General features: G+C 69.8%; 16 protein-coding genes and 1 pseudogene. 4 read left to right on the plus strand and 13 right to left on the minus strand.

Annotated features, from left to right (window positions below; genetic code table 11):
* Positions 1 to 6: 6 nt before the first annotated feature.
* From IH48_RS0123370 to IH48_RS0123395, 5 genes are all read right to left on the minus strand, one after another.
* Positions 7 to 489: a cupin domain-containing protein gene (locus tag IH48_RS0123370; RefSeq protein WP_051840423.1), complete on the minus strand. Its 483-nt coding sequence runs from the start codon at positions 487 to 489 to the stop codon at positions 7 to 9.
* Positions 490 to 716: 227 nt separating this feature from the next.
* Positions 717 to 1091, minus strand: coding sequence for a cupin domain-containing protein (locus IH48_RS0123375; protein ID WP_030908030.1), 375 nt, complete (start codon positions 1089 to 1091; stop codon positions 717 to 719).
* 40 nt (positions 1092 to 1131) lie between these two features.
* Positions 1132 to 2751 (minus strand): AMP-binding protein, encoded by a 1620-nt coding sequence (locus IH48_RS0123380; RefSeq protein ID WP_030908033.1) that lies wholly within the window; start codon positions 2749 to 2751, stop codon positions 1132 to 1134.
* A complete protein-coding gene (locus IH48_RS34505) occupies positions 2748 to 5945 on the minus strand; it encodes an FAD/NAD(P)-binding protein (protein ID WP_051840425.1) in 3198 nt (1065 codons plus the stop codon). Before IH48_RS34505 ends, IH48_RS0123380 begins: the two co-directional genes overlap by 4 nt.
* Positions 5942 to 6415 carry a cobalamin B12-binding domain-containing protein gene (locus IH48_RS0123395; RefSeq protein ID WP_051840428.1) on the minus strand — a complete coding sequence of 158 codons (474 nt, stop codon included), beginning with the start codon at positions 6413 to 6415 and terminating at the stop codon, positions 5942 to 5944. Before IH48_RS0123395 ends, IH48_RS34505 begins: the two co-directional genes overlap by 4 nt.
* Before the next feature lie 410 nt (positions 6416 to 6825).
* Between IH48_RS0123395 and IH48_RS0123400 the strand changes: the two genes are divergently transcribed.
* Positions 6826 to 7692, plus strand: coding sequence for a LysR family transcriptional regulator (locus tag IH48_RS0123400; protein WP_030908042.1), 867 nt, complete (start codon positions 6826 to 6828; stop codon positions 7690 to 7692).
* 12 nt (positions 7693 to 7704) lie between these two features.
* Here the strand turns inward: IH48_RS0123400 and IH48_RS0123405 are convergent, their stop codons facing one another.
* From IH48_RS0123405 to IH48_RS0123425, 5 genes are all read right to left on the minus strand, one after another.
* On the minus strand, positions 7705 to 8280 hold the full coding sequence (locus IH48_RS0123405; RefSeq protein ID WP_324604329.1) for a CGNR zinc finger domain-containing protein: 576 nt from the start codon (positions 8278 to 8280) through the stop codon (positions 7705 to 7707).
* A 149-nt stretch (positions 8281 to 8429) separates the two neighbouring features.
* Positions 8430 to 9074: a ScbR family autoregulator-binding transcription factor gene (locus tag IH48_RS0123410; protein ID WP_030908047.1), complete on the minus strand. Its 645-nt coding sequence runs from the start codon at positions 9072 to 9074 to the stop codon at positions 8430 to 8432.
* A gap of 198 nt (positions 9075 to 9272) precedes the next feature.
* The gene (locus IH48_RS0123415) at positions 9273 to 9926 is read right to left on the minus strand and encodes an isochorismatase family protein (RefSeq protein WP_030908049.1); all 654 of its coding nucleotides are present in this window, start codon (positions 9924 to 9926) and stop codon (positions 9273 to 9275) included.
* A gap of 49 nt (positions 9927 to 9975) precedes the next feature.
* On the minus strand, positions 9976 to 10608 hold the full coding sequence (locus IH48_RS0123420; RefSeq protein ID WP_078849968.1) for an NAD(P)H-dependent oxidoreductase: 633 nt from the start codon (positions 10606 to 10608) through the stop codon (positions 9976 to 9978).
* On the minus strand, positions 10605 to 11666 hold the full coding sequence (locus IH48_RS0123425; protein ID WP_030908052.1) for an LLM class flavin-dependent oxidoreductase: 1062 nt from the start codon (positions 11664 to 11666) through the stop codon (positions 10605 to 10607). Before IH48_RS0123425 ends, IH48_RS0123420 begins: the two co-directional genes overlap by 4 nt.
* A gap of 131 nt (positions 11667 to 11797) precedes the next feature.
* Here IH48_RS0123425 and IH48_RS35910 point away from each other — a divergent pair, with 131 nt between their 5' ends.
* Positions 11798 to 12292: a MarR family winged helix-turn-helix transcriptional regulator gene (locus tag IH48_RS35910; protein WP_158710338.1), complete on the plus strand. Its 495-nt coding sequence runs from the start codon at positions 11798 to 11800 to the stop codon at positions 12290 to 12292.
* Between the two features lie 51 nt (positions 12293 to 12343).
* Here IH48_RS35910 and IH48_RS0123435 read toward each other — a convergent pair whose 3' ends face one another.
* Complete coding sequence (locus IH48_RS0123435) at positions 12344 to 13042, minus strand: 4a-hydroxytetrahydrobiopterin dehydratase (protein WP_199809990.1); 699 nt, start codon at positions 13040 to 13042, stop codon at positions 12344 to 12346.
* A gap of 192 nt (positions 13043 to 13234) precedes the next feature.
* Between IH48_RS0123435 and IH48_RS0123440 the strand changes: the two genes are divergently transcribed.
* Complete coding sequence (locus IH48_RS0123440; protein WP_030908058.1) at positions 13235 to 14665, plus strand: M1 family metallopeptidase; 1431 nt, start codon at positions 13235 to 13237, stop codon at positions 14663 to 14665.
* A 37-nt stretch (positions 14666 to 14702) separates the two neighbouring features.
* On the opposite strand, the gene IH48_RS0123445 is transcribed toward IH48_RS0123440, so the two are convergent.
* The gene (locus IH48_RS0123445; protein ID WP_030908060.1) at positions 14703 to 15116 is read right to left on the minus strand and encodes a VOC family protein; all 414 of its coding nucleotides are present in this window, start codon (positions 15114 to 15116) and stop codon (positions 14703 to 14705) included.
* A gap of 423 nt (positions 15117 to 15539) precedes the next feature.
* Here IH48_RS0123445 and IH48_RS0123450 point away from each other — a divergent pair, with 423 nt between their 5' ends.
* Entirely contained in the window at positions 15540 to 16319 is a 780-nt protein-coding gene (locus IH48_RS0123450; protein ID WP_030908062.1) for a VOC family protein, read from the plus strand.
* A 101-nt stretch (positions 16320 to 16420) separates the two neighbouring features.
* Here the strand turns inward: IH48_RS0123450 and IH48_RS35915 are convergent.
* Positions 16421 to 16594, minus strand: a pseudogene (locus tag IH48_RS35915) (NAD(P)-dependent alcohol dehydrogenase); the annotation flags it as partial.
* Positions 16595 to 16617: the final 23 nt, after the last annotated feature.

A 16617-nucleotide genomic window follows, 5' to 3' on the forward strand; every position in this document is an offset into this window, starting at 1 on the left:
CCGGAGTCAGGCCGTGGCTTGCGGCGCCACGGGGTCGAGAGCCACGGGCTTCCTGACCGCGGTCAGTGCCAGCCCGTCGTCGGGTGTCGCACCCGGCGGTAGGGGAACGGTGCGCTTCTCCCGCACGACCAGCAGTTCGCAGCCGCCCGGGCTGGTCACCCGGTGAATGCTGTGCGGGCGCTCGACGACGATGGTCCCTGGCAGGTACTGGTCTCCGTTGTCGTTGATCAGCTCACCGTCGAGCACGACCATCAGCTCGTAACCGAGGTGCTCATGAAGATCCCCGTGGGCACCCGGCCGAAAGCGAGCGATGTAGGCCTCGGCGCCGTCGGGACCCGTGTCCTGTGCGGTGTAGAGCCAGTGCACATCGACAGCGTCGCGGCCGGGCTGGATGTAGGGCTGCCAGGTGATGCCGTCCCTGATGCCTCCGAAGACTTCCGTGACTACCTCGATGCGGCGCTGCTGAGGGGTGTGGCTGAGGCCCCACATGGTCTTACCTCTCTCCTGTTTGCCGTTTGAAGCATTACATCGCCCTTCGAGTAATACCTTAGAACGATTACTTCGAGCATGATGCGGGGCTTCCCGGACGGCAACGCGGGAGCGGTCGCACCGTCGGGCAGTTCGGATTCCGTGAACACCGCTTGACAACGCGGAAGGTGGCGGCAAAAACGCCTGAGCCCGGTCCGCAAGCGGACCGGGCTCAGGCCTGGCTGACGTTATACGAGGTGAACCGCTTGCTCCCAGATCACGAGGAGCAGAGCTCCACCGTCCGAGCGGGGAGCATGGACGGAGCCCGGCTCCATGCACAGCAGACTGCCTGCCTGGTGGTCGCCGGCGTCGGTCTGCAGGTGGCCATCCAGAACATAGATGATCTCGAAGCCTCCGTGCCGATGCGCCTGTGTCCGGGCACCGGGCCGGTATCGCACCACACCGGCCGCAGGCCCTCCTTCTCCGGTCTCCTGCGGCCCGTACAGCTGGTGCATCTCCACGCCGCAGCGTCCGTCGGCGGTCAGCGGCGCGAAATCCAGGGTCTGTGCGTCGGCACCGGCTTCGTTCACACGGATCAGCGCTTCCGGCAACAGTGCGGCCATGTCTGTCACTGGACCAGCGCCTCCGCGGTCGTACCGGCTGTCAGGTGTGCATTCTAAGCGCACTCCGACGGATCTTCCCGGTGACCGTTCGAGGCAGCCGCGTGGTGAACTCCAGGCTGTGGACCCGTAGATCAGGGGTGACGCGCTGATCCACATGGGCAAGCAGGGCCGAGCTGTCCGGTCGCCGGCCCTGGTGCGTCTCGACGACCGCGTGGGCGGCTTTCCCGAGGGTCGGGTGGCTCACGGGGATGACGGCCGCGTCCCGCACATCGGGGTGGGAGCGCAGAACGGCCTCGAGTTCGTAAGGCGAGATGCGGTGGCCACCCGACTTGAACACGTCATCACTGCGCCCCACTATGCGCAGGTAGCCGTCGTCGTCGATCTCCGCGACGTCACCAGTCGCGTACGAGCCGGTGGCAAGGGCCGCGGCAGTGCGTTCCGGGTCCCGGTCGTAGCCTGACATCATGCCGGCCGGGCCCCGGGCGAGATCGACGCACAGCTCACCCTCGCGGAGGAAGAGGTCCCACCCCGGCAGGGCCCTGCCCAGCTTGCCGGCCCGCGTCTTGGCACCCGGCGTGGTACCGGCCAAGGCGGTGGTCTCGGTCTGACCGTAGCCTTCGCGCAGGCACACACCCCAGCTCGCCCGTACGCTTTCCGCCACTTGTGGCATGAGGGGCTCACCCGCGGTGGTTGCCTCCCGCAGCCGCGGCTGGGCCGTTTCCAGGTGGGGCACGAGCTGCGCCCACACCGAAGGCGGCGCGCACAGGCTGCTGAGTCCACGTGCCTCGGCAAGCCTGGGCAGGTCGGCAAGCGGCAACCCGTCAGGTGCGACGACGAGAGTCGCCTCGGCGGCGAACGGCACGAAGAGGCTCGACCACGAGTGTTTGGCCCACCCCGGCGCCGAGATGTTCATGTGGCGATCCCCGGGGAGCAGAGCATTGAAGTACAGCGAGGACAGGTGTCCGACGGGGTACGACGTGTGAGTGTGCAGCACGAGCTTCGGAGCCGACGTCGTGCCGGACGTGAAGTAGGCGAACGCGGTGTCTCCCGCACGGGTCGGCCCCGTCGGCCGAAAGCGCTGCGCTGCGGCGAGACTTCCGCTGTAGTCGCTCCAGCCGCCGGTGGGCTCACCCACCGCCACCCGGTTCGTGAGCGGCAGGCCCGCGAACCGCCCTGTGAGGTCGCTTCGGCTCACCAGATGCCGTACACGGCCGCGTCCGACCCGGTCGGCCGCCTCGCTGGCCGTCAATGTCGTGTAGGTGGGGATCGCCACCGCGCCGAGCTTGAGGCAGCCCAGCAGGGTTTCCCACAGTTCCCGCTGCTGCCCCAGCACGATCATGACCCGATCACCACGTTGAACCCCTTGCGAGGAAAGCCAGTTGGCGACCTGGTCGGAGCGAGTGGACAGCTCGTGGTAAGTGACGCACGTCGTTCCCCCGCCGGCCTGTACGAACTCGAGGGCGGTGCGATGGTTGTCGTGGGCGATGACGTCGAACCATTCCAGCGCCCAGTTGAAGGTGGTCGGAGAGGGCCATACGAAGGAGTGCCGGGCCGCGTCGATGTCGGTACGCAGGTCGAGCAGGAGATCGCGTGCGGCGCGGAACGCGTCATGAGCGGCCGTGCGGCGGTGAGTGAAGTAGGGATCGTCCAGAGCGGTCATGAGCGTGCGCCCTCCAGGTGGCGGTCGGCAGCCGGCGCGCCGAGTGGGGCCAACAGGCCGGCGGCGATGTCGTCCGCGTCGCGTGTGAACTCCGTCCAGGGGCCCGGGCGCGCGGAGCCGACCTGCATGAACCAGCGTTGGCCTTCGCAGGGGATTCCCAGCACATACAGGCCGTCCGCCGGGCGGCCGTCCGTTCCGATGGCCCGATAGGGGGAGGCCGCGGCAACGCTCACGCCTCCCGGCTCGAAAATCTCCGCTTCGCCGGCGGTGTTGCGCCAGGCCGTCCACGTGCCGGCACCGACCAACTGCCGTGTCAGCCGGCTCTCGTCCCGTAGCAGATCGGGGCCGGGTATGCGCGCGTCGATCAGCGCGGTGCAGTGCCGCGTCGAGCCGGAGACCTGCGGAGAGGCGATGGTGTACGTACCCGTCGCATCGTCCGTGGCGAAGGTACTCGCGGGCCCGGCCATCTCCAGGATGCCCGCGTCCATGAGAGCCAGAGTCTCCTTCAAGCGCCGGACCGGTGGTCCTGCCGCGAGAAAGGAGCTGAGCGGAACGAACCAGGCGAGGAAGTCGTCACGATGTGATCGGGCGGTCAGACCTCCGTTGTCGACGGCACGGCGGATGACGCCACGCACGTCACGCAGGACGTCGAGGGCCGCCTTGCGCGGACCCCGGAAGTTCCCCAGGGCGGCGTGGGCGATGTCGTCTTCCAGCACCCGGCGCAGTGCCGCGTCGAACTGAGCGGTGGACTCGAAGCGACAGGCGGTGAAGGGCCGGGCCAGGGCCGGCACATCCAGTTCGGGCAGGGGCGGAAGTCCGAGGCCGGCGACCGCGGTACGCAGAATGCCCTCGGCCCCGTGCGGACCGGCCTGTTCCAGCTGTGCGGCCGTCCGGGTGCGCAACCGGTCGGCAGGTCCGCTTCCAAGACTCTCCCGCACTGCGGTCGTGTAGTACACGAGTTGCATCTCGGCGTCGAGCCAAGGCCAGAGGTCCGCACGGAAGTTCATCGGTCCGCGAGCCCGCAGCCCGTCGACGCGTTCCGTGGTGAACACGTCGGGCTCGTAGCGCCACAAGGGTTCTTTCTGGTTGCGCCCCCTGGCGGGTACGGGCACACCGGAACGTGACCCGGCGAGCAGTCGCGGCTCCTTCCCGGAAGGCCGGTAGCGCAGGCTCCCGTCGGGCAGTTCCGCGAACACTCCTCCCCGGCCGGCGGTGAGGGCGGCGGCCACGTCGTAGAACGACAGGCCCATGCCGAGAACCGCGACGTCCGCGCCGGGCAGGATCGAGTCGAGCGGCATGTCGGCCGCACTGTCGCCGCGCAGGTAGGTGAGGCCGTGTGCGGTGGCGGACTCCTGCAGCGCGGCCTGTCGGCCTGCCAGGCTCACCCTGGGGTGACCGGTGGCGAGGAGGACTTGGTCGGCTTGCAGGTTCGTGCCGTCCGAGAAGGTCAGTACCCATCCACGACCGTTGCCGCGCTCAGCGGCGACCACTTCACCGGCGACGCCGTGCAAAACTGCCTTCTCGGGCAGGGACGCAGTGATCGTATCGAGGACGAACTCCAGGTAGTCGCCGTACAAGGCTCGCGGGGCGTAGGCGTTGGGCCCGGGATAACAACCCGTGGAGTCGACGTGTCCCCACCACTGTCCGAGAGAGGGGCCCGCGCCGGCTCTGGCCGGCCGCCCCGGCTCCTGCGGACCGGAGAACATCGTCACCTCTCCGCAGGCCGTGTTCATCAGGAAGTGGGAGGGTTGGTCGGCGCGCCATACTCGTCCCGCGCCGACCCGGTCCTTGTCTATGAGGGTGATTTCGACCGGGTGCTCGGGGGGTGTTTCCGAGAGACGAGCGGCAAGGCGTTCGGCGACCGCGAGGCCGCGAGGACCGGAGCCGACAATGGCGATGCGATGCGTTCGCTGTGCAGTGGCGAGGAGTTCGGACGCCCTGCGATCGTGCGTGTCGGCGGTGTGCCGCAACATACTGAGCAGCCCGGCAGAGGTGACCGACCGGTTGCTTCCGCGCTTTCCCGGCAGCGGCATGGCTCCGGTCTTCGCCCACACCAGTCGTCCGTCGCCACTCACCGCCCCCTGAGCCTGGCCGGCGTTGTCGCGGTGGAGGCAGAAGGGAACGTCCAGCAGGCCGCGCTGAAAGGCCCGTCGCATGCCCAGGCCGATGTCGTCCGAGAGGCCAAGGACGGTCTCGATCAGGGCTCGTGCCTCGGTGTAGACGTCCTGATGGTCCACCTCGCACGCCCAAGGCAGCGGGCACTTCTCGTCGTAGGCGGCCCTGGCCTCGCGGTCCGCTCGCTCCAGCGCGGCCACGTTCTCCGCCACGGTGGGGATGCGGTGCGCCTCCGCGACTGTCTTGACGATCAGGCGGTGGGCGCCGCCGCGCACCGCGATCCGCGCGGACGAGTCCAGAAGCAGCCTGGCACCTGGCTCAGTCTGCGGGAAGACCCCCATGTAGGTGTAGAGGACGATGTGGCGTGCCACGGAACCGGGCAGGAATTCCCGGGCCAGCCGGGCAAGGGCCGCCAGCGCCTCGACGTCCTGGACCGCGTGCGTCTGCTGGGCGTACGAGAGGGAGACCGACTCGAGTCCGTGCCGGCCGAAAAAAGCTGCTTCCAGCACGCTGATGGCTATCAGCAGCGCGGGCGGGCACATCTGTCCGAGCATGCAGCCGCCGAAGGTTTCGAGGTGGGGGCGCATGCCGGCGGCGATGGCGGTCTCGACGAATTGGTCGCAGGCGTCCGCCCAGGCGGGTACGGACTCCGAGAGGGGCAGGCGCGAGTAGGGCAGGCAGTAGGAGATCGGGCCCCCTTCCGACGCGGAAAGGCCGGCCTGCACCATGGTTTCGAAGATGTGTCCTGGCCGTGCGGACCCGTGGCGCACCTGGACGGGGACGTGGCCGCCGGTGGCGGCGGCGACCTGGCCGGTGACCACCGGCCCGTGGTTGACGATCGGGAAGCCGTTCAGGGGCTTGCCCTGTTCCAGGGCGCGCCGGGCCCCGTCGATGTCCTCCACTCGGGTGTAGGAGTCGATCGTCAGGGTTCCCACGGTGGTGGCACGCGCCCGTGAGACGGCCCGCAGGCCATCAGCCATGGCGCCGGGGTCGGACATGCCCATCCGGGGCTGCACGACGAGTCTGCCGAGTGCCGCGGCCTGCTCGACGTGGCTCTCGAAATCACTGGCCTGGTTCATCCACGCACCGCCACGGCCGTCTGGGCGAGTGCGCGCTGAGTGACAACGCGGTCCAGTGCCTCCCGGAGCTCCGCCGGATCAGCGCTGTCGGTGAAGACCGCGTCGAAGCCCTCGGCGAGAAGGGCGTTCGCCATCTGCGCGGCGCCGGTCTCGCCCTGGACGCCGAGCTTGCCGCCAATCATGACGCGCGCGGTGGCGACCTCGGCGTCCTCGTCCCGCCGTAGACGGGCGATCAGCCGGGAGCCGTCGATGTGTCCGTGGCCGTTCACGGAGGAGATGACGACCGCATCCGGGGAGTGGGTGCGGACGGCGTCGACGAGGGTGTCGTCAGGGACGCAGGATCCCAGGTTGACCACCTCGTAACCGCCCTCTTGAAGCAGCAGTTGCAGGAAGACCAGGTTCCAGGTGTGTGAGTCGGAGGAGACGGTCGACAGCACGATGCGGGGCTGACGGCGCAGGACGGAGGTCACGGGGATGCTCCCGGGTGAGTGGAAGGAACCGGCTTGGCAAGGACAGGGACACCCTGTCGCCGCAGACGAGCGCGCGATATCGCAGTGCGGGAACTCCGAACGTCACCTTCGCGCCCCCCGAAACAAACGCCCGACGGTCGCTATGGCCGTCCGCGTAAAGACAGACCCTTGGACCAAACAAAACCGACCGATCGGTTTGTTCAAGCGTTCGATCCCCGAGATGAACGCACCGATCGCCATTTGGAGGCACACCAACACGTCCGGTTGACTAAAATAGCGAATGTTCGGTATTTTGTTTGAAGGTCACCCTGGACAGCGGAGGCCTCGGCCGGGAGCTCGCACGGACCCGCTTGACGCGAGCACCGCTCGGTCCGTCCACATGGCGAGTACTGGGGGTTGTCACAGTGGAAATGCGCTGGCTCGAGACGTTCGCCGCTGCCGCCAGAGGAGGCAGCATGGCTTCGGCGGCCTCCTCACTCGGGTACGCCCGATCCACGGTCACCGGCCACATCCAATCCCTCGAACGCAGCCTGGGTACCCGGCTGTTCGTCCGGGCGGGGGACGGCTGGCTCACCTCGGCCGGCAGCACATTGCTTCCCCATGCCGAGTCCGTACTGGAAGGCGTCGACCGTGCGCGACAAGCGGTCAAAGCCTGCGACCAGCGCAGTCCTGCCCTCAACGTCGGGGTGACCGAGTCCTTGGCCGAGTACCGACTGCCGATGCTGCTGCGCACGCTGACCAGGCTCCTGCCTGGTCTCAAGGCCGAGGTGCGCACCGGTACCCCCGCCGAATTGGAGCGACAGGTCCTGACCGGCGCCCTGCACGTCGCCCTGGCCAACTCGATCTCGGACGAGAAGGTTCTGCGCACCGACGAGGTGGGGCGCCGGCGTCTGTGGGAGGAGAACGTCGTGCTGGTCGGGGGGCCTTCGCTGCGCGGCACCGTGGAGCGGGTGCTCACGACACGAGAGGGCTGCGTCTACCGCACGCTGACGGAGCAGGACTTCCTGCCCAGACTGCCGCATGCGGAGATGGTGCAGGTCGGTTCCTTGTCCGGCGTGAAGGCATCCGCCCTGTCAGGAATGGGAGTCGGGCTCCTGCCCATGACGGCGGCCAAGGCCCATCTCCACTCAGGGCAGTTGGTCGAGCTGCCCCTGCGAACCCCCCGCACCGTCGTCACCGATGTCGTCTGGAACCAGCGGCAATGCCCATCGGCAGTCACCGTGCAACTGCAGAGGCTGCGTCCGGCCGCCGCAGTGGTCGCGGCGACCGCGGCCTGACCGCCGCCCGGCTCAGCCCTGGGTCTGCCGTCGCGCCCTGAGAGAGGCCACGTGATGCCGGTTCCCACAGGCAGCGGCAGAGCACCAACGGCGCCGCCGGCCACGCGAGGTGTCGAGATACAGGAGGTCACAGGTCTCGCCCTCGCACTCGCGCAGGTCCGCGCGCACCGGGGACCCCAGCAGGTCGATCGCATCCGCCGCGACCGCGGCCAGCAGCTGCTCGGGGCGTGGCGGTTCCACCAGACGCCGCCGCCATGCTCCTGAAGCGTCGCGGGCAAGAAGCACCGGTGGACCGCCGGCCGAGGCGACCCGGTTGAGCTGAGTGAGGTCGCTGTCGCCGACCTGCTCACCCAGCACGTCCGTGTGCAGGATGCGGTGCAGCCGGCTGCGGAGGGCCTGGAAGTCACGCAGCAACACGTCGTCGACGTCGTCCGGCACGGCTCCGGGGTGCACGCCCGCGCGGTCGAGCCAGTCGGCCAGGCGAGCCGGCCCCGTCAAGCGCTCCACGGGGTTCGAGGAGAGCCTCCCGCCGACGGTCGCCAGCAGGTCGAGGCAGACGCGTCCCGTATCGAACCGCAGCCTGTTCACGGCAGCCAAGATCGTCGTCTCCCTCGTCGTAGGAACGCCGGCGACCTGGAAGGGCCGCCCGAGCGCCACACACGTAATCAGTCTAGGGGATTACGCCGCCGTTTCCCACACCTTGAGGCAGGAGCACCTTGCCGCGATGGGCGGGCGGGTCAGTCCAGCTCGGTCAGCGCCCGCCTGACGCGTTCGGGGTTCACGACCGTCCTCGCCACGACGGCCGGCACGGCGATGCCCGGCAGGATGATGTGCCACATGTTGACCACACGCTCCGGCAGGTCGGTGCGGCCGCTGGCCGCCGCCGAGTACAGCTGCAACCCCGTACAGGTGGCGACCACGCAGGCGCCCACTTCCCTGGGCTCCACTCCGGCCTGGAGCTCCCCACGGGCCCGAGCCTCTTCCAGGCACTCCGCCATGATCGCGACCCACTCGTCGTAGGAGCTCGGGTCCCCCGACGAGAAGGAGTCCTCGGTCACCAGACGGACGCCCGCGCGAAGTACGACATCGGCCTGCATCTGGAAAGACCACACCAAGGTGAGATCGACGAGGCGCTGCAGTCCCGCCGCCTCCAGATGCGGGATGACCGCGTCCGGTTGAGCGTGCTTGACCGCTTCCGCGAGTTCGTCCTTGGAGGCGAAGTGAAAGTACAACGCTCCCGCGGTCACGCCCGCACGTTGGATGATCTGGCTGATACTCGCGCCGGCGAAGCCTCGCTCCTCGAACACCTCGGCGGCGGCGTGCAGGACTCCGTGCCGGGTCTGCACAGCGCGCTCCTGCTTGGGCCTCGGCCTCGGTGTCACTGGGCTCCTTCGCACACAACAGAACGATCGCGATGCGGCCACGCCGCAAAACAGAGTGACCATACGTTATTTTGCGGCTTCATTGCCCGGCATGGGCAAGTGCAGCAGCGCAAGGGCACATCGGGCCGCGCTGCAGCAGCACCTGCTGCAGCGCGGCGATGGGCCTGGGCGCGCCGGCCCGAAGCGCCCCCGCATCCGCTACGTCCGGGCCGGCCCCGGCTGCTTGGCGGCGAGTTCCGCCACGGAGGCCGTCAGGACGTGCTGGTGGTGCCACGGGGGCAGGTTGTCGTAGACGATCTCGCCGATGGCCGGTGCGAGGGGCTGGTCGACCCAGCCGCGCAGCAGCTCGGAGGCGGCCGCGAGCCAGTTCACCGGGACCGCGCCGGCCTGGACGAGCCGCATGACGGCGGTGTCGTGCGTCTCCTTCGTGGTGGCTCCCGAGGCGTCCACCACGACGTACACCTCGTAGCCGCGGTTCAGCGCCGTCAGCGCCGTGAACGCGAGGCAGACATCGGTCTGGATGCCCGCCATCACCAGCTTCTCGCGCCCGGCCGCCTCGATCGCCGCGGCGAACTCCTCGTTGTCGAACGCGTCGAAGACCGGCGCGCGGTGGATGACGTGGTGATCGCCAAGGACCTCCTTGAGCTCCGGGTACAACGGCCCCGCCGGGTCGCTCTCGCGTGCGGCGGTGACCACCAGCGGCAGGCCGAAGACCTGGGCGGTCCTGGCCAGCGCGACGGTGTTGCCGATCGTCTCCGCGAGCCGGTGGGACCCGACCAGGTTGGAGAAGCCGACCTCGTGGTCGATCAGGACGACCGCGCTGTTCTCCCTGGTGAGAGGTGTCGTTGACATCGAGTCTCCTTCGTCGAGTGGTGGTGCAAATATCTGTCTGTGCAGACAACTAATGCAAGAGCTGCGCCGGCCTGGGCACTTCGGCGTGCGCCTGCGGACGGCCCGTCGCCCGGGCTCTGAGCAGGTCCACGACGTCGGCGAGGCCGACCTCGATGCGTCCGTGGACGCGCGGGTTGAGCAGGGTCGTGCCGTCGAAGTCCCCGGCCGACGCGAAGAACGCCACCGGGACGGTCAGCGCCTGGAAGAAGGCGAACAGCGGGCGCAGGGCGTGTTCCAGGACCAGGGCGTGATGGTCGCCGCCGCCGGTCGCGGCGAGGAGGACGGGCTTGTTCGCGAGGGCGTACTGGTCCACCAGGTCGAAGAAGTGCTTGAACATGCCCGGGTACGAGCCGCGGTACACGGGCACGGCCGCGATGAGCAGATCCGCCTCCTCGGCGAGGCGGAGCTTCGCCTCCACGTCCGCCGGGGCCTCGTCGCGCTCGATCGTGCCGGTGAAGCCGGGGCCGAGGCGGTAGACGTCGATACGGGACACCTCGACCGGGAGCATCCCGCCGAGCGTGTCGAGCACCGCGCTGACGAGCCCCATGGTCTTGGACGGCCGGCTCGGGCTGCCGTTGACGACCACGACCCGCAGGGCGGGGTCGGTGTCCGTGGACGGCAGCGTCCTCACGACGCTCGTCATGACGCGCTCCCTTCCCGCGCGGCGACTTCCCGTCGCACGACCGGTGCGACCTCGGTGCCGAGGCGCTCGATCGCCGCGAGGTGCTCCTTCTGCGGCATTCCGCCGAAGCCCATCTGGATGATGGCGCGGTTCAGGCCGTACAGCTCGTGGTAGCCGAGAAGCTTGTCGATCACCTCCTGCGGGCTGCCGACGAGCAGCCCGGCCGCGGGCGACGACTGCGCGTCGAACACGGCTCGGGAGAGCGGGTGCCCGACGCCGCGCTGGTGGTTGTTCTCCATCATTCCGTGGGCGAAGTACGGGTACATGGTGTCCCGGGCATCCTGGCTGGTACGCCCGACGAACCCGTGCGCGTTGATGCTGACCGGCATCGCGTCCGCGCCGTGACCGGCCTTCGCCGCCGCCGTCCGGTACAGCTCGACGGTCTCCCTGTGGGACGTCATCGGCCCGAGCAGCAGCGCAAGCGCCATGGGCAGGCCGAGCCTGCCGGTGCTGACGGCCGAGGCGGGCGATCCGCCGACCCCCACCCACACCGGGATGGTCGCGCCGTCGGCACGCGGCGCGATGTCGGCGTCCACGAGCGGCGCACGGAAACGCCCCTGCCAGGTCAGCGGGTTCTGTTCGCGGATCCGAAGCAGCAGGTCGAGCTTCTCGCGGAACAGGTCGGCGTAGTCCTTGAGGTCGTAGCCGAACAGCGGGAAGGACTCCGTGTAGGAGCCGCGCCCGGCGATGATCTCGGCGCGTCCGGCGGACAGCAGGTCGATCGTGGCGAACTGCTCCCAGACGCGTACGGGGTCCTCCGAGCTCAGCACGGTGACCGAGCTCGTCAGCCTGATGTTCTCCGTCCTCTCCGCGGCGGCGGCGAGCAGGATGGTCGGCGCGGAGCCGGCGAAGTCGCCGCGGTGGTGCTCGCCGACGCCGAACACGTCGAGTCCGGCCTGGTCGGCGACCTGCGCCTGCTCGATCGTCTCTCGGACACGTTGCCGCGGGGACGGCAGGACACCGGTGGACGGGTCCGCCGCGACCTCGGCGAACGTCATGATGCCGATCTCGAATGGCATGGTCGTTCCTCTCTACGGCTGTCTGTGGGCAGGCACACCCCCAACAACCTGTCTGTGCAGATAAATATTTCCTCTGCACAGTCAGACACACGGATTGGTTCCGGGAACGCCGTGCGGATAGCGTGCTCGCCATGGCGACCGACAAGCTGGGTGAGCTCGAGGACCGGGCATGGCGCGGGTTCCTGGTCACCCACGACCGGATCTGGCGGGCGATAGAGGCCGGGATCGCCCCGCTGAACGTGAGCATGGCCGAGTACAGCGTGCTGGCGCTGCTCGGCGAGGCGGGCCGGGACGGCATGCGGATGTCGGAGCTCGCCGAGGGCGCCCTGATGACGAGCGGCGGGTTCACCCGGCTTGCCGATCGGCTGCAGCGCCGCGGGCTGATCGAGAGGCGGAGGTCGGCGGGCGACGGCCGCGGCTTCAATGCCGTCCTGACCCGCGAGGGAAGGGCGCTGCTGCGCAAGGCGTGGCGCCGGCAGCACAGCGACCTGCGCGCACTCTTCTTCGACCGGCTGGACGGCGAGCACCTGCGCGCCCTGACCGAGGTCTGGGCGCGGCTCGCCGCGGACGAGGACGGCGACGGCGACGGCGACGGCGACAGGGCCGCGGACGAGGGCTCCTCGTAGCCCCTCGCCCCCGACGCCGGAGGATCGCGGCCGGCCGGCCGTCGGGGCCGCTTACGCCGCTGGCGACTCGCGGCCCTGCCAGGTGGTCAGGCACGCGCGGTTGCCCTGCGGGTCGGCGAGCACCCAGAACGCCGGCGCGGCGGTGTCGTCGACCAGTTCGCCGCCGGCCTCGATCGCGGCGGCGATGCGGCCCTCGACCACCTCGGGCGGGATGCGCAGATCGAGGTGCCAGCGCTGCCGGGGAACGTCGTGGGCCCCGGTGGGCTGGAACCAGATCGTCGGCCGGCGCCCGGTGGTGTCGCGGATCTGGATCTCGCCCCAGGCCTCGAAGGTGTCGTAGTGGAGCAGGGCCGCCCAGAACGGCCTGATCTCCGCCTCGTCGGCCGAATCGAGGCCGAGTTCGAGCACGCAGGTGCGCTCCGGGTGCGGCGTGGCCCCGGCGGCCAGGGCCAGCTCGCTGATCCTCCGGGCCAGCGCGACATCGCGCGGGGTCACCGCGCCGACGTCGTGACTGATCAGCCGGACGTCGAGTCGCCCGTAGGACAGGTCGAGGTCGGGATGGTGGTCCATCTCCTCGGCGGCGAGCGTGATCGCGTCGACGAGCCTGACCGCGGTGACGAAGTCGCCGGTGTCGTAGCTCGCGTGCAGCCGGTCGATCAGCATCCGCCAGTCGGGCAGGTCTTCGCCGGCCAGATCCCGTTCCGTCAGCTTGCGCCTCGGGTGGGGCGGGGTACCGGGTTTGTAGCCCACTCACGTCACCTTCTGTCCATCGGCTCGGAGGCGGGGCGGCTTCCCAGCGGAAGCCGTCGGGGTCGCCGATTCTGGCACGGGCCACTGACAGACGATGCCGACGGCGCCTTCTGGTACGCGCGGTGCGCCCGCGTTAGGGTCTCGGCGTGCACCTGTCACCACGGGTGCCAGACCACGCTGGAGGAACCTTCCGTGCGCAAGAGAGTCATCGCTTCCACCTCACTCGCCATCGGCCTCTGCCTGGCCGTTCCCGCCACCACCGCCTCGGCGACCGCCGCCGGCACCCACGCCGGGCCGGGGGCGCCGGGCATCGGGGACCCGTACTACCCGACGTACGGCAACGGCGGCTACGACGTCTCGCACTACGACCTGGGCCTGGACTACCAGCCCTCCACCGACCGGCTGTCCGGCACCGCCGTCATCACGGCGCACGCGACGCAGGGACTGACCCGCTTCGACCTCGACTTCGGGCTCGACGTCAGCTCCGTGCGCGTCAACGGCCGTCCGGCGGCGTTCACCACCAGCGGGGAGCAGGAGCTCGTCATCACGCCGGCCCGCACGCTGCACCGCGGCCAGCGCATGACGGTCTCCGTCACGTACTCCGGCGTCCCGTCCACGGTGGAGAAGTACGGCTTCACCTCCTGGCAGCGCACCCCCGACGGCGGCGTGGCGGCCAACGAGCCCGAGTCCGCCTGGTGGTGGTTCCCCAGCAACGACCACCCGCTGGACAAGGCGACGTACGACGTCACCGTGCGCGTGCCCAAGGGCGAACAGGCCATCAGCAACGGCCTGCTGCTGTCGTCCCGCTCCCGGCACGGCTCGACCGTGTACCACTGGCGCCAGGACCGCCCGCAGGCCACCTACCTGGCCACGCTCGCCATCGGCCACTTCGACATCACGCACAGCCGCACCCGCACCGGCGTCCCGATCATCAACGCCTACAGCACCGCGCTCGACCCGAAGATCAAGGCGAACGCCGAGGCCAGCGTGGAGCGCACGGGCGAGATCATCGACTTCCTCAGCGGCTACTTCGGCCCGTACCCGTTCGACGCGGCGGGCGGCTACGTCCCGAACGTCAAGTCGGGCTTCGCGCTCGAGTCCCAGACGCGCGTCTTCTACAGCCCGAAGTTCTTCGACAGCGCGCCGGACACGTCGGTCGTCGCCCACGAACTGGCCCACCAGTGGTGGGGCGACGACGTGTCGCTCAAGCGCTGGTCCGACATCTGGCTCAACGAGGGCTTCGCCGGCTACGCCGAGTACCTGTGGGCCGAGCACGAGGGCAAGTCGACTCCGCAGGAGTCGGCGCAGAAGGTGTACGACAGCCACCCGGCCGACGACCCGTTCTGGACGGTCAAGCCCGGCGACCCGGGCCCGTCGAAGCAGTTCGACGACGCCGTGTACGACCGGGGCGCCGTCGCCATCCAGGCACTGCGCGACACGATCGGCGACCACGCGTTCCTGCGCCTGCTGAAGGCCTGGCCGGCCCAGCACCGCTACGGCAACGGCACGATCACCGAGTTCCGGCACCTGGCCGAGCGCATCTCCCACCAGAACCTGGACGACTTCTTCCGGACGTGGCTCTACACCCCGTCAAAGCCGGCGAGTTTCCCGTCCGGCCACTGACTCCGGCGTGAGGGTCCCGGTGGGGTGTCTGGCCGCCTCACCGGGACCCTCCGTGCGTTGTCATCGCGACGAGTTCGACCTCGAAGCCGTCGTCGTTCTCCAGGTAGGCGGCGTAGTGCTCCTCGCCGCCGGCGTGCGGATGTTGCTCGGGGAACATCAGCTGCCAGCCGTGGAGGGCGGCGTCGACGGTCAGCTTGTCGACGGCGGCCGCGTCCTCGACGTGGAAGGCCAGGTGGTTGAGCCCCGGACGGCAGCGGTCGTGCCGGTCGGCGGTGAGGGCGGGTGACTGCTCGACGACGAGGTAGGTCGCCCCGAGCCGCCAGCTCCGTCCGCCGCTCCAGTCCTGGTGGACGGCGTAACCCAGCTCCCCCAGCAACCAGCCGAACGAGTCGCATGCGCGGGCGAGGTCGGGCACCCACAACTCGACGTGGTGCAGGGCCCCGTGGCTCACAGGTCGCCTCGGCCCGCCGAGGCGGTGAAGGCGCCCCAGGCGCCGGCGGAGACGGTCATGTGCGGACGGGTGACGTCCTTCGAGTGAAACCATGCTCACGATAGTGACCCACCCGGTCCACAGGGTCAGCCGGTACAGCGTGATCCGTATCGGCGGCGTACCTGCCACCGGCTGCTCGCCGCACAGCAGTTGACCGGCTGGGGCATCGCCCGTGGCACACGACCGCGTGACGCTCGGACGCGGCCTCGTGCTCGTCGATGCGATGGCCGACCGGTGGGGCGCGAGCGGTGCGGGCCGGGCAGGACGGTGTGGGCGGAGTGCGCGCAGGGGTGACGGCGCCCGCGCCTCCGGCGGCGTGTCGAGCGACGGGACACCCGCCCGTGACGCAGGGTATCGAGCAAACCGCACCAGAAGGGACGAACGATGCCTGACGCCACCATCCCGTACACGGCCGGTACGCCGTGCTGGGTCGATCTGATGTCGAAGGACCAGCAGGCCGCGCTGGACTTCTACCGTGACCTGCTGGGCTGGCAGGGCCGGCCGGGCTCCGACGAGTACGGCGGCTACGCGGTGTGCGAGCTGCGGGGCAAGGCCGTGGCCGGCATCGGCCGGGCCTCGGCCCCTGAGGGGATGTCGGAGCCGCCGACCGTGTGGACGACGTACCTCGCCAGCGACGACGCCGACGCCACCCAGCGCGCGGTCGCCGCCGCAGGCGGCACCGTGCTCGTCCCGGCGATGGACGTCGCCGGCCTCGGCCGCATGCTGATCGCCGCCGATCCGCAGGGCTCGGTGTTCGGGGTGTGGCAGTCCGGCTCGTTCCCCGGAGCCGGCGTGGTCAACGAGGCGGGCGCGGTGACCTGGCACGAGCTGCACACCAGCGACATCCCCGGCGCCACCGCCTTCTACGGGGAGGTGTTCGGCATGGACATCGTGCCGATGGAGGGAGCGGACGCGTACTGGGAGCTGCGCGTGGCCGGGCGCGGCGTCGGCGGTGCCACGCTGCTGGCGAACGACCCCCCGGGCACCCCGGCGCACTGGCTGACCTACTTCTCCGTCGACGACGTCGACTCCACCGTGGACGCCCTGGTCAGGCGGGACGGCACGGTACTCGCGCCGCCGTTCGACATGATCGCCGGGCGGATGGCGGTGGTCGCCGACCCGCAGGGCGCCGCGTTCGCGATGATCAAGCCGATGCCGGCGTAACAGGTCCGTACGGGGCGGGCCGGCCGGGAGGCCGGCCGTCAACCCGCTGCCGCCAGTGGATCGCGGGCAGGCAGGCACGGCGCGCATCCGTGCAGGACACCTCAGCGAGGCTGGTCCAGGTCGGACATGTCCAGGACGAACCGGTAGCGGACGTCGCCCTTGTCCAGTCGCGCGAGGGCTTCCGGGACGCGGGTCGAGGGCAGCACCTCGACGTCCGCGGTGATCGCGTGGGCCGCGCAGAACTCCAGCATCTCTGCCGTGTGCCGGAGGCCGCCCGCCGGGCACTGCTGCGCGACTG

Origin of the sequence: Streptomyces sp. NRRL F-5126 (assembly GCF_000721265.1) — a bacterium.
Classification (GTDB): domain Bacteria; phylum Actinomycetota; class Actinomycetes; order Streptomycetales; family Streptomycetaceae; genus Streptomyces.